Consider the following 12,932-nt stretch of genomic DNA (forward strand, 5'->3'; position numbering starts at 1 on the left):
TCATTAAGGATTTAAAAATATAATGATCTTTCACATCACAACTATTGAAGCTTGGGATAAATACAAATTAAATCATGAATATCAGTGCGATTCTCTGAAAAAAGAAGGATTTATTCACTGCTCAACTCAATCCCAAATTATCATTATTGCTAATACATTTTATTCAAACCACGACCAATTGATTGTACTAAAAATAAATCCAGATAAATTATTATCTGAACTAAAATGGGAATCTCCTGTCCATCCTAATCCCAATATGCACCATAACATTAATAATACTGAGAAATTTCCTCATATCTATGGAGTAATTAATTTAGATGCTGTTGAAAAAATTACCTATTTATGTAAAAATAATCGAGGTTTATTTGAATATGTTTTTTAATAATTAAGTAAAATTATATTTTTACAAAAAACTATGGGTCATTTCATTTCTTTATTGGGCTTAATTGTTTTTATTGGATTCGCTTATCTGATTTCTTATGAACGTTTAGCTATACGCTGGAGTACAGTTACTTGGGGATTTGGCTTGCAATTTATTCTTGCATTTTTTATTTTAAAAACTTCTATCGGTTTAGCTATTTTTGAGTGGTTAGGAAATCTGGTAAAAACATTTTTAGATTACTCAGATGTAGGAGCAAAGTTTGTTTTTGGAGACTCTTTTGAAGAGCATTTTCTTGCTTTTAAAGTCTTACCAACTATTATCTTTTTTGCTTCATTTATAGCAATCCTTTACCATTACAAAATTTTACCCCATGTGGTTACTTTTATAAGTCGTATCATGATGCGTACGATGAAAACATCAGGACCCGAAACCTTAAGTTGTGCCTCTAATATTTTTGTAGGTTGTACTGAAGCCCCTTTAATAATTAAACCTTATATAGAATCCCTCACTTTGTCAGAATTACACACTATTATGACCGGCGGATTTGCTACCATTGCCGGGGGTGTAATGGCTGCTTATATTGCTATGGGAATTTCTCCAATTCATTTAATTTCTGCCTCAGTCATGTCTGCGCCGGCTGCCTTAGCTATCTCCAAAATTATGTATCCAGAAACTGATAAATCTGAATGCAAAACAAAGGTAAATCTTCATATAGAAAGCCCTTATGTAAACGCCATTGACGCAGCAACAAACGGAGCGTTAGAAGGGCTAAAATTAGCATTAAATATAGGAGCTATGTTAATCGCTATTTTGGCATTAGTTGCCTTGGTAAATGGTATTTTAGGAGCTATTGGGCAACTGTTAGGACTATCTAACCTATCCCTAGAATTGATTTTTTCTTATGTACTTGCTCCCGTGGCTTGGTTAATGGGAGTTCCTTGGGAAGATTGCTTACAAGTAGGGATTTTATTAGGTAAAAAAACAATCTTAAATGAATTTATTGCTTATCTTGATCTCAAAACATTAATTGACAATCAAACTATTTCCCCCCGTAGTCAAATCATTGCAACCTACGCCTTGTGTGGGTTTTCTAACTTAGGAACCATTGGAATTCAAATCGGAGGAATGAGTGCGATCGCCCCTAACCGTCAACAAGACTTGGCTAAATTAGGTCTAAGAACCATGATAGCTGGCTCACTTGCTTGTTTTATGACCGCTTGTATTGCCGGATTTTTGTTGTAATATTTCTTTAAGTTTTTAAGGTAATCTAAATGTCTTCAGATCACAGCCATTTTCAATAATCTGTGTTATCGTGTTGCACAGTTGGTTTAGTCTTTTTAAATTTAGCTTTTGTATAGTTAGAGGAATAATATTATGGTTCAAGCTAAAGAAAATAAAAAAAGTGAAGTTACTTCTATACCTTTTTCTGTTGCTCATACAGGCGTTGCAGCAACGGAAATGCGTCCTTGGGGTTCCTTTACCACCCTAGAAGAAGGGCCTGGTTATAAGATCAAACGGATTGAAGTTAATCCTGGTCATCGTCTTAGCCTACAAATGCACCACCACCGCAGCGAACACTGGATCGTTGTTTCTGGAACCGCTAAGGTAACTTGTGGGGATAAACAAGAGATTTTAGGAGCGAATCAATCCACTTATGTCCCTCAGTGTACCTCTCACCGTCTGGAAAATCCAGGCGTGATTAAACTTATCCTTATTGAAGTGCAAAACGGTGAATATTTAGGGGAAGATGATATTATTCGCTTCCAGGATGATTATTCCCGTCATAAATAGTGAAATTTTGCTGTCAATTAGTCATACACAATCATAAATTATCTGTCTGATTCGCTAAAATTAATTAGGCAGATTTTTTGTGTTTTTTTATCTAAAAAAGGGTGAGAAAAGGTTTGATTCAACTTGGGCTAGAACCAGCATTAAATAGGGTTTGCTGAATATGAGTGTAACCCTTGTTATCAAAAGGTTACACTCATATTCGATGACAAAAAAAGATCAGCTAGTGCAGCTAAAAACCGCTAAAATTGGTAGGGATACCTTGCAGTTGTTAGTCAAGAACAAATGTATCGAAAAGAGGAGCAGCCTTCACCCGCCCCAGAAAATTTTGAATTGCCCTTCGAGGGAAAATTATCCCCAAGTAATCGTTGGGTAATCATGGCAGAACTAATACCTTGGGATGATTTTGAAGAAGAATATGCTAAACTTTTTTCAGCAGAAAAAGGTGCGCCAGCTAAACCATTTAGAATGGCATTAGGGATATTAATTATTAAGGAAAAGTTAGGAACAAGTGATAGAGAAACAATAGAACAGATTAGAGAAAATCCTTATCTACAATACTTTATAGGTTTAAATTGTTATCAACAAGAGCCACCAGTGGAAGCTTCAATGCTAGTTCATTTTAGGAAAAGGATTGATGTAGATTTGGTGAATAAAATAAATAAAGAAATAGTGAAAAAAGAGAAAGAAAAGCTTGATAAAGAAATAAAAAAAAAGGATTTACCCCAAGAAAAAGGAAAAAAACTAAAAAATCGAGGTAAACTAATACTAGATGAAACTTGTGCGCCGGCCGATATAAAATATCCGACAGATTTAGGAATATTAAATCAAGCTAGAATTGAGACAGAAAGAATAATAGACAATCTTTATAAAGCTTTAAGAGGAAAACTGAGGAAAAAACCGAGAATTTCTAGACACATTGCCAGAAAAGAATATTTAAAGGTAGCTAAAAAAGGAAAAGTTTCTTATCAAGAAAGGAGAAAAGCTATAGAAAAACAGTTGAAATACGTTAAGAACAATCTAGGACATATAGAAGACTTGAATCAAGCTGGGGCTTCCCTCAAAAATCTGAGTAAAAGACAGCAAAATCTTCTAGAAACTATCAAAAAAGTTTATAAACAACAACGAGTAATGTGGGAGAATAAAACCCAGAGTGTTCCCCAAAGAATTGTAAGTTTAACTCAACCCCATATTCGTCCTATAGTCAGAGGAAAAGCAGGAAAACCAATAGAGTTTGGAGCTAAGCTCTCGGTTAGCTGTGTGGATAATTATGTATTTTTAGACCGAATAAGTTGGGAAAACTTAAATGAATCTTGTCATTTAAAAGAACAAGTAGAAAAGTATAGAGAAATGTTTGGCTATTATCCCGAATCTGTTCATGTTGATAAAATTTATAGAACTAGAGAAAATAGAAATTGGTGTAAAGAGAGAGGAATAAGAATTAGTGGTCCGAAGTTAGGAAGACCTCCGAAAAATGTCAGTGAAGAAGAGAAGAAACAAGCTCGCTCAGACGAAAGTTTCCGAAATGCTATTGAGGGAAAATTTGGACAAGCTAAATCTTCGTTTAGCTTGAATCTCGTCATGACTAAACTCCCTGAAACCTCAGAAACTTCTATTGCCATTACCTTTCTAGTTGTCAATCTTTCCAGACTGCTTCGGCAGTTTTTGTCGCTTTATTTGTGGTTATTCATTAATATTAAAACTGATGAACTATTCAACCACAATTATATTAATGAAAATTATATTTATAGCAAATTTATAGAAAGAAAAATTATTAATTGGCAGGGAAATTATCGGCTTTTGGCCGCATAAATTTTGGAGAAACTTTTTCAGCAAACCCTAAATAGATGACATGATGAAGGTCAACTTTTATTACTCATATTCTACACGACAAGACTTAGTAGAGTACAAAGTCCGTTTGGATAGTCTACGTCTAATCGCTACGCTGAAGTAGGCGTAGCGATTAGACGTAGTTTATACAAATTAAAGTTTCACTTCGATTTCCACACCAGCAGGTAAATCTAATTTCATCAAAGCATCAATGGTTTTAGAAGACGGTTGATAAATATCAATAATGCGTCTATGAGTTCTGGTTTCAAAGTGTTCCCGTGAGTCTTTATCAACGTGGGGCGATCGCAGTACACAGTAAATACGTCTTTTTGTCGGTAAAGGAATGGGACCGATAGCCGTTGCGTCGGTACGGTTAGCTGTATCGACAATTTTTTCACAGGAAGTGTCTAATAAACGACGATCAAATGCTTTTAAACGGATGCGGATTTTTTGTTGTGCTAGAGTTGCCATAATGTTTAATTGTCAAGGTTCAGAAATTTACGTCATGGGTTGGGAAAATTAAGTGACCAGTTAAATTTGGCTTAACTGGTCACTTATTCATTGTTTGGTTGTCCTACTTAAGAATTTTAGAAACAACACCGGCACCGATAGTACGGCCACCTTCACGGATAGCAAAACGCATTCCTTGTTCAATGGCAATAGGATTGATTAACTCCACTGTCATTTTAATGCGATCGCCAGGCATGACCATTTCCACTGCGCTACCATCATCAGCAGTGTAGTCTTGGATGGTTCCGGTTACGTCGGTAGTTCTTACATAGAACTGAGGACGATAGTTCTTAAAGAAAGGAGTATGACGACCACCTTCTTCTTTGGTGAGAACGTAAACTTCTCCTTCAAACTGAGTATGAGGGGTGATAGATCCGGGCTTAGCAATAACCATACCCCGTTCAATATCTTCTTTTTTGATACCCCGTAAGAGTATCCCCACGTTATCCCCTGCCATACCTTCGTCAAGGGTTTTCTGGAACATTTCTACCCCGGTGACTGTGGTACTGCGAGTGTCTCGGATACCTACAATCTCGATGGTTTCGCCAACTTTTACTTTACCCCGTTCAATCCGTCCGGTAGCAACTGTACCTCGACCAGAGATGGAGAATACGTCTTCCACTGCCATCAAGAAAGGCTTATCGACTTCCCGTTCAGGTTCAGGGATATTACCATCCACTTCTTCCATGAGTTTGAGGATTTTGTCAGTCCATGGGTTTTCCCCTGGGGCAAGTTTGGGATTTTCTTTAAGCGCTTCTACAGCCATTAAAGCAGATCCGGTCACGATGGGAATATCATCCCCAGGAAAATCGTACTCACTGAGGAGTTCCCGTACTTCGAGTTCAACCAGTTCTAAGAGTTCTTCGTCATCAACTTGGTCTTCTTTATTTAGGAAAACCACCAGACTAGGAACCCCAACCTGTTTGGCTAAGAGAATATGCTCACGGGTTTGAGGCATAGGGCCATCAGCAGCAGATACCACTAAGATACCGCCGTCCATTTGGGCTGCTCCTGTGATCATGTTTTTCACATAGTCAGCGTGGCCAGGACAGTCCACGTGAGCATAGTGACGGTTAGGAGTTTCGTATTCAACGTGAGCGGTATTGATGGTGATACCCCGTGCTTTTTCTTCGGGGGCAGCATCAATGTCTTCGTAGTTACGAGCTTTTGCACTACCGGCTGCTGCTAAAGTCATGGTAATAGCAGCAGTTAAGGTTGTTTTACCATGGTCAACGTGACCGATAGTACCGATGTTAACGTGAGGTTTAGTCCGTTCAAATTTTGCGCGTGCCATGAATTAATTGTTCCTTTTTTTGTCTTCTTTATTCTAAGCAGTGATGTTTTGTGCGTCATCAGTTACCAATAGTCTATTATCCACTATCAATGGGTGACTATGCACTGATTTCTCATATTCATTCACTGTCGTAGGTGTAGGCGTTCCCTGTGTTTTTCAGGACTATCGCTTCTGCGACATTACGGGGGACTTCTGCATAATGGCTAAATTCCATCGAGAAAATCCCTCGTCCTTGGGTTTTTGACCGGATATCGGTCGCGTAACCAAACATTTCTGCTAGCGGAACGTCAGCAGAAATCTTGGCAAGTCCGTCGTCGGTGTTCATCCCCTCGATATTCCCTCGACGAGCGTTGAGATCCCCGATCACATCTCCTAAGAAATCTTCTGGGACTTCTACTTCAACTTTCATCATGGGTTCGAGGAGAACGGGTGAGGCTTTTTTGACCGCGTTGCGAATGGCCATTGAGCCTGCAATTTTAAAGGCCATTTCAGAAGAGTCAACGTCATGGAAAGAACCATCTACTAGGGTGACTTTAACATCAATGAGGGGATAACCTGCAATAATCCCTGAATTACAGGCTTCTTTCATCCCTTGCTCGGCCGGAGAAATAAATTCTTTAGGAATCGTTCCCCCGACAATTTTGGAGATGAATTCAAAACCGCTTCCTGCTTCAGCGGGTTCTAGTTCAATGACCACGTGACCATATTGACCTTTTCCGCCACTTTGACGAATATATTTGCCTTCCGCTTCGCTGGCTTTGCGAATGCTTTCTCGATAAGCCACTTGGGGTTGACCGACGGTGGCTTCGACTTTATATTCTCGCAACATCCGATCCACTAAAATTTCTAAGTGAAGTTCCCCCATTCCTGCGATGACAGTTTGGTTGGTTTCGGGATCAACACTTACTTTGAAGGTGGGATCTTCGTCTGATAAGGCTTGCAAGGCTTTGGAGAGTTTTTCCATGTCTTGCTTGGTTTTGGGTTCAACGGCCACGGAGATCACTGGTTCTGGAATATACAAGGATTCTAGGAGAATGGGATGTTTTTCATCACATAAGGTATCTCCTGTAATGGTATTTCTTAGACCAATGGCAGCCCCTAAGTCTCCTGCTCTTAGTTCGTCTACTTCGATGCGATCATTCGATTTAAGAACAATTAAGCGAGAAATTCGCTCTTTTTGCTCTTGGGTGGCATTATAAACATAATTACCTTTTTCCAAGACACCAGAATAGACTCGCATAAAGGTTAAACGGCCATAGGGATCTGAGGCAATCTTAAAGGCCAAAGCAGAGAAAGGCTCTTCATCGTCTGCTTTTCGGGTATCTTCTGACCCATCTTTTAGTAACCCTGTGATCGGAGGAACATCAAGAGGGGAAGGTAAGTAGTCCACTACCGCATCTAACAATAGTTGGACTCCTTTGTTTTTAAATGCAGAACCGCACAACATGGGGATAATAGTCTTATCTAAGGTTCCTTTTCGGAGTCCCTGTTTAATCTCTGCTTCGGTAATTTCTTCCCCTTCTAGGTACTTTTCTAAGAGGGTTTCATCGATTTCTGCGATCGCTTCGATAAGTTTGGCACGGTATTCTTTTGCCTGTTCTAGGTATTCATCTGGGATTTCTGTATCTTCGATGTTTTTTCCTAAGTCATCTTGATAGATTTTCGCCCGCATCCTCACTAAATCCACAATGCCACGAAATTCGCTTTCTGTGCCAATGGGGATTTGAATGGGGACGGCATTGGCTTTAAGGCGATCGCGGATTTGTTGATACACCTTGAAGAAGTTAGCCCCAGTGCGATCCATTTTATTGACAAAGGCAATACGAGGTACTTGATAACGGTTGGCTTGTCGCCATACCGTCTCTGACTGTGGTTGCACTCCACCCACGGAACAAAATACGGCGATTACACCATCTAATACTCGCATCGAGCGTTCAACTTCGATAGTGAAGTCTACGTGACCAGGAGTATCAATAATGTTGATTCGCTGATCAAGCCAACTGGTACTAATGGCTGCTGCTGTAATGGTGATGCCCCGTTCTTGTTCTTGGGCCATCCAATCCATGGTTGCTGTCCCTTCGTGGACTTCACCGAGTTTGTATGCGATTCCTGTGTAGAAGAGAATGCGTTCTGTGGTCGTTGTTTTGCCCGCATCAATGTGGGCAGCAATGCCAATATTTCGCACCCTCTCTAGGGGGATATTCCGTGCCACAGCTACCTCCTTATGCTTTGCCTGGCTGTTTTTCTGCCTTAAGGCCGTTTATAAGTTTACACTATTTACAATTCTATACTTTTCTTTGCAACAATTGAGCCTAAATCCCTAGAAACCTAGGAAGTTACCTTTAAGTATTGATTCAGATAACCGTCTTATTTTAGTAACGGTAGTGAGCGAAGGCTTTGTTTGCGTCTGCCATACGATGGGTTTCATCCCGTTTCTTCATGGCTGCTCCTGTTTCGTTAGCTGCGTCCATGATTTCGTTGGCAAGCTTACTAGCCATGCTGCGTCCGCCTCTGATGCGAGAATAACGGATTAACCAGCGTAGGGCTAAGGTTGTACCTCTGGCAGGACGGACTTCCATCGGAACTTGATAAGTGGCTCCACCGACCCTCCTGGCTTTGACCTCGACTAAGGGGGTCAAGTTTTTCATCGCTCTTTCAAACACTTCTAGGGGTTCTTCCCCTGTGCGTTCTTTGATCATGGTCATTGCATCATAAACAATGCCAGCAGCTACGGATTTTTTTCCGCTTTTCATGACCCGGCGAATGGTCATATTCAATAAACAACTATTATAAATGGGGTCGGGGGGAACGGGTTTTCTTTTGATGTTTCCTCGGCGAGACATAGTGACTGTTTCCTTTGTACTAAGTTGACATTACAGACTTTACTATTTTGTTTATCAAACCACCACATTCGGGCTGTTTGTAATTTTCAAGGTTCAGAATAATCCCTAAATATTGCTTATTTCAAGTATTGATCTTACTCTTTTGGTTTTTTGGTTCCGTATTTAGAACGGCCTTGTTTGCGATCTTTTACCCCTTGAGCATCTAGGGTTCCCCGAATGATATGATAACGCACTCCAGGTAAATCTTTTACCCTTCCTCCGCGAATTAATACCACAGAGTGTTCTTGCAAGTTATGACCAATTCCAGGGATGTAAGCAGTTACTTCAAATCCTGAAGTTAAACGAACCCTGGCTACTTTTCTTAAAGCTGAGTTGGGTTTTTTCGGGGTAGTAGTATATACTCTCGTGCATACACCGCGACGTTGGGGACACTGCTTGAGGGCAGGAGATTTTGTTTTCTTTTTGGCTTTGGAGCGTTCGCTCCGAATTAATTGTTGGATGGTTGGCATAATTTCACGTATAACAAGACTGTCAGAGCTTTTCGATTCTATAAAATCGCTGACAAATTCTCATCATACCAATATATACTATGCTGTGTCAACATGATTAACCACAGGCTTTAAGTTTCCTTAATGGTAAAGGATAAACCACAACGACAGGAGGTAGTAATTAAGGGGTTATGAAAGCGAAAGCCTCCTCCCATTAAGTCTTCTGCATAGTCTAACCGTAAGTCTGATAAATAGTTTAAACTTTGTTCATCGATCAGTAGGGAAATGTCTTCTATGGTGTGAAGGTGATCGCTACTTTCTTTATTTTCAGATAAATCAAATGTATAATATAGTCCGCCACACCCCCCTGGTTTAACCCCTAAACGAAAGTAACTATTAGGTTTTTGACGACTATTTTGCATTCGTTTGATTTCTTTAATGGCTGCGGATGTTAGTTCGACCATACATACTTTGGCAATGATAATCTATCAAGTATTAATTGTAAGATAACAAGCACACTACTCATCACTCTAACCATATCTAAGATAACTCAAGCTGTTTTTTTGCCCTTTCAATGGCTTGATGAATCTGTTCAAACCCTGTACCACCGTAACTATTACGAGCTGCTACCACTTGTTTAGGGGTGATCGCCTCATAGATATCTGCTTCAAAGTTAGGATGTAAAGCGTGCCATTCTTCTAAGGTTAAATCTTTTAACAATTTTCCTGACGCTAAGCTGGTTTTTACTACTTTTCCTACTAAATTGTAAGCCTCGCGGAAAGGAACTCCTTTTGCTGCTAAATAATCAGCCACATCCGTCGCATTAGAAAAGTCTTCGGCCACTGCTTCACTTAATCTTTCTTTGCGAAACGTGATCCCTTCTCCTAATAACACCGTCATCGCTTCTAAAGATCCTTTAACAGTTTTCACCCCGTCAAAGATAGCTTCTTTGTCTTCCTGGAGGTCTTTATTATAAGCTAGGGGTAATCCTTTCATCAGCACTAACATCCCCTGTAAATGTCCAAAAACACGCCCTGCTTTCCCTCTAACTAACTCAGGGACGTCAGGATTTTTCTTTTGGGGCATAATACTCGATCCAGTGGCACAACTATCGGTTAAACTGATAAAACCGAACTCTTGAGAAGCCCAGAGAATCATCTCTTCGCTCAAACGACTGAGATGCACCATAATTAAACTGGCTGCATTGAGAAATTCGATAGCAAAGTCGCGATCGCTCACTCCGTCTAGACTATTACCATAAACATCGCTGAAGCCTAATAATTCTGCACTATAATGGCGATCAATAGGAAAGGTAGTACCAGCTAAAGCCCCACAGCCTAAAGGAGAAACATTGGTTCTGGTATAGATTTCTCCTAAGCGTTCCCAGTCTCGCTGGGCCATTTGGAAGTAAGCTAAAAGATGGTGAGCAAGACTAATGGGTTGCGCCCGTTGTAGATGGGTATAACCAGGAATCAGCGTTTCAACATTGCCTTGAGCATGGTTTAATAATACTTGTTGAAATGCTTTAATTTGGCTGCGTATTTGTTGAATTTGATCTCTAAGATAGAGACGGATATCAGTTCCTACTTGATCGTTTCGCGATCGCGCCGTGTGCAGTTTTTTACCCACATCGCCGACTAATTCCGTTAAACGTCTTTCTACGGCAAAGTGAACATCTTCTTGATCAATGTCTGGGTTAAAATTGCCATCTCGATGCTCTTGGCGAATTTGTTCTAACCCCTTGACTAATGTTTGTGCTTCTGATTCGCTAATAATGCCTGTTTTAGCCAACATTTTAGCATGGGCAATTGATCCCGTTAAATCATATTCAATCAGTTCAATATCGAAGGTAATACTAGCATTGAATTCAACAATCGCAGGGTGTAAACTACCTTCAAAGCGATCGCTCCAAGTTTTTTTTTGTGTCACGGTTAACCCTTGTCAACAATAAGAATAAACTTAACTTTAATGTCTATTAAGAAGTAAATGTTCGGAAGATATATCCCAAAACAAAACCAATGCCTAAAGCCCAAACTTGACCAGACTCAATAAAATTCCTCCAAGATTTCTGCATTTTTTCGATTATCTGTGGATCTTCTATTTTTTGGGCAAACAAGTGACTAAACTCGATCCAGGAATTATGAAATAATGATAAAGGATCTGATCCCAAAGAGAAATGGAGCCAATTAAAGTGAATTGTAGGTTCAAACAAGAGCATAAAACAGCCTTAGATATTTAATCGTTTAAGACACCCAGACTGGCGGTTTTTTTAGATTTTCTAGTCTCTCATTAAGTTGATTTTACCCGTATCACAATTAAAGTCATATCATCACTGTTATTATGTTCTGAGCCAATAAATGCTTTAATTTGCTGAAACAGGTAATCAAGAATGTCTTGAGGACTATCATAGCGTTGACATCCCTCTTTAAAGACTTTGATAAGATTTTCTTCATCAAAGCGTTGACCTTTCTGATTCATGGCATCGGTGAAGCCATCAGTATAGTATAGGATGGTATCTCCTTCAGCAAGTTTGGTTTGCCCGTCTTCGTATTGAGAATTGGGATCTAATCCGATTAACATCCCATCAGTATCGAGTTTTTCAATGGTTTGGGTTGCTGTTTGCCATAGTAAAGGAGGATTATGTGCTGCATTACTATAGGACAGCATTTTGCTTTGGGGATCGTATTCAGAATAAAATAAGGTAACAAATCGGTGAGAATTATCTAAATCAGCGTACATAACGCGATTGAGATGTTGTAGGATGCGAGCAGGGGAATGACGGTTTAACACTTCTGCTCGTAACATTCCTCTGGTCATAGTCATAATTAAGCCAGCAGGGACGCCTTTTCCCATGACATCTCCGATAACAATACTCCAAGGAACGGAAGTGGCTGGGTCTCCTCGTTTAATTTCTTGATCTTGACGTAATTGATCATAGTTAGTGGGAATAAAATCGTAATAATCTCCTCCCACTCGGTTAGCCGTTTGACAACGGGCGGCCAATTCTATGCCGTCAATGACAGGACATTGACGGGGTAATAACCGTAGCTGAATTTCTGAAGCAATTTCTAGTTCTCGATCTTGTCTTTCTTTTGAACGTAATTCAACTGTCAATTCGTTGTTAGCGATGGCTACTGAGGTTTGATCAGCGACTAATTGCAGCAATTTTCGTCTAGTTTGAGTCCATACATATTCAGGATCATTGCTAAATACATAAATTCGCCCTCTTTCGACGTTTTTAACTAAAATCGGGGTACTATAAAGACGAATTTTCTTTCCTAATGCTTGACGAATTTTCTCATCTAAACAGAGGGATAATTCTGGTGTGGCTTGTTGATTATTGGTTTGATCAATAATACTGTTGATGACTCCTCGAATTTCTTGAGCCATTTGATGATCTTGACAATGCAATTGTTCCAAGGAAACATCGTTTTGATGTTTTGATAACATCAAGGCACTGCCGTCAGCATCGGTGACTCTTGCTGCCATCAACGGGGTCAATTCTAAAAATTGATTGAGATTATTAAAACTTCGTAGAGCAAACCCCAGAGAACTCAATAAGTTTTGAACTTTATTTTGTTCTCGGTACAAACTAGCGACCAGTTCTTTTAAAGCGAATACTGGTGTAGACTCGGTTGATGTTTGACCTATAGTCCCGTGCATTTTAGAGGGAGGCTGTTGTTTAATTGACACAGCAGTCATGATATCAGGAGATGAGGACATTGATTGACAACCAATAATGATTTTCTCTATCCTAGACCCTGAGGTTTTCAAGAGGATTGATCGTTTGCCTATGG

12 protein-coding genes are annotated in these 12,932 nt (G+C 39.7%); 4 read left to right on the top strand and 8 right to left on the bottom strand.

Annotated features, from left to right (window positions below; translation table 11 throughout):
• The first annotated feature begins 22 nt into the window (after positions 1-22).
• From CY0110_RS15130 to CY0110_RS15145, 4 genes are all read left to right on the top strand, one after another.
• Positions 23-382, top strand: a complete 360-nt coding sequence (locus CY0110_RS15130; RefSeq protein WP_008276344.1) for a DUF952 domain-containing protein — start codon at positions 23-25, stop codon at positions 380-382.
• A 33-nt stretch (positions 383-415) separates the two neighbouring features.
• A complete protein-coding gene (locus CY0110_RS15135; RefSeq protein WP_008276345.1) occupies positions 416-1,624 on the top strand; it encodes a NupC/NupG family nucleoside CNT transporter in 1,209 nt (402 codons plus the stop codon).
• Between the two features lie 132 nt (positions 1,625-1,756).
• Entirely contained in the window at positions 1,757-2,173 is a 417-nt protein-coding gene (locus tag CY0110_RS15140; protein ID WP_008276346.1) for a phosphomannose isomerase type II C-terminal cupin domain, read from the top strand.
• Between the two features lie 282 nt (positions 2,174-2,455).
• A complete protein-coding gene (locus CY0110_RS15145) occupies positions 2,456-3,982 on the top strand; it encodes an IS5-like element ISCysp16 family transposase (RefSeq protein ID WP_008276347.1) in 1,527 nt (508 codons plus the stop codon).
• A gap of 171 nt (positions 3,983-4,153) precedes the next feature.
• Here CY0110_RS15145 and rpsJ read toward each other — a convergent pair whose 3' ends face one another.
• From rpsJ to CY0110_RS15190, 8 genes are all read right to left on the bottom strand, one after another.
• Complete coding sequence (gene rpsJ / locus CY0110_RS15150) at positions 4,154-4,471, bottom strand: 30S ribosomal protein S10 (protein WP_007304701.1); 318 nt, start codon at positions 4,469-4,471, stop codon at positions 4,154-4,156.
• A 103-nt stretch (positions 4,472-4,574) separates the two neighbouring features.
• Positions 4,575-5,804, bottom strand: a complete 1,230-nt coding sequence (gene tuf, locus CY0110_RS15155; RefSeq protein WP_008276349.1) for an elongation factor Tu — start codon at positions 5,802-5,804, stop codon at positions 4,575-4,577.
• 118 nt (positions 5,805-5,922) lie between these two features.
• The gene (gene fusA, locus CY0110_RS15160; protein WP_035799555.1) at positions 5,923-8,016 is read right to left on the bottom strand and encodes an elongation factor G; all 2,094 of its coding nucleotides are present in this window, start codon (positions 8,014-8,016) and stop codon (positions 5,923-5,925) included.
• A 160-nt stretch (positions 8,017-8,176) separates the two neighbouring features.
• Positions 8,177-8,647 (bottom strand): 30S ribosomal protein S7, encoded by a 471-nt coding sequence (gene rpsG / locus CY0110_RS15165; protein WP_008276351.1) that lies wholly within the window; start codon positions 8,645-8,647, stop codon positions 8,177-8,179.
• Between the two features lie 134 nt (positions 8,648-8,781).
• Positions 8,782-9,156 (bottom strand): 30S ribosomal protein S12, encoded by a 375-nt coding sequence (gene rpsL, locus CY0110_RS15170; RefSeq protein WP_007310088.1) that lies wholly within the window; start codon positions 9,154-9,156, stop codon positions 8,782-8,784.
• A 110-nt stretch (positions 9,157-9,266) separates the two neighbouring features.
• Positions 9,267-9,599 (bottom strand): HesB/IscA family protein, encoded by a 333-nt coding sequence (locus CY0110_RS15175; RefSeq protein ID WP_008276352.1) that lies wholly within the window; start codon positions 9,597-9,599, stop codon positions 9,267-9,269.
• Between the two features lie 76 nt (positions 9,600-9,675).
• Positions 9,676-11,064 (bottom strand): argininosuccinate lyase, encoded by a 1,389-nt coding sequence (gene argH / locus CY0110_RS15180; RefSeq protein ID WP_008276353.1) that lies wholly within the window; start codon positions 11,062-11,064, stop codon positions 9,676-9,678.
• Between the two features lie 360 nt (positions 11,065-11,424).
• The gene (locus tag CY0110_RS15190) at positions 11,425-12,837 is read right to left on the bottom strand and encodes a PP2C family protein-serine/threonine phosphatase (protein WP_408605576.1); all 1,413 of its coding nucleotides are present in this window, start codon (positions 12,835-12,837) and stop codon (positions 11,425-11,427) included.
• Positions 12,838-12,932: the final 95 nt, after the last annotated feature.

It is taken from the genome of Crocosphaera chwakensis CCY0110 (genome assembly GCF_000169335.1).
Lineage (GTDB): Bacteria > Cyanobacteriota > Cyanobacteriia > Cyanobacteriales > Microcystaceae > Crocosphaera > Crocosphaera chwakensis.

Coding starts and splice junctions, on each gene's coding strand:
- CY0110_RS15130 (WP_008276344.1), top strand. CDS start 23: ATGATCTTTCACATCACAACTATTGAAGCTTGGGATAAATACAAATTA.
- CY0110_RS15135 (WP_008276345.1), top strand. CDS start 416: ATGGGTCATTTCATTTCTTTATTGGGCTTAATTGTTTTTATTGGATTC.
- CY0110_RS15140 (WP_008276346.1), top strand. CDS start 1,757: ATGGTTCAAGCTAAAGAAAATAAAAAAAGTGAAGTTACTTCTATACCT.
- CY0110_RS15145 (WP_008276347.1), top strand. CDS start 2,456: ATGTATCGAAAAGAGGAGCAGCCTTCACCCGCCCCAGAAAATTTTGAA.
- rpsJ (WP_007304701.1), bottom strand. CDS start 4,471: ATGGCAACTCTAGCACAACAAAAAATCCGCATCCGTTTAAAAGCATTT.
- tuf (WP_008276349.1), bottom strand. CDS start 5,804: ATGGCACGCGCAAAATTTGAACGGACTAAACCTCACGTTAACATCGGT.
- rpsG (WP_008276351.1), bottom strand. CDS start 8,647: ATGTCTCGCCGAGGAAACATCAAAAGAAAACCCGTTCCCCCCGACCCC.
- rpsL (WP_007310088.1), bottom strand. CDS start 9,156: ATGCCAACCATCCAACAATTAATTCGGAGCGAACGCTCCAAAGCCAAA.
- CY0110_RS15175 (WP_008276352.1), bottom strand. CDS start 9,599: ATGGTCGAACTAACATCCGCAGCCATTAAAGAAATCAAACGAATGCAA.
- CY0110_RS15190 (WP_408605576.1), bottom strand. CDS start 12,837: ATGACTGCTGTGTCAATTAAACAACAGCCTCCCTCTAAAATGCACGGG.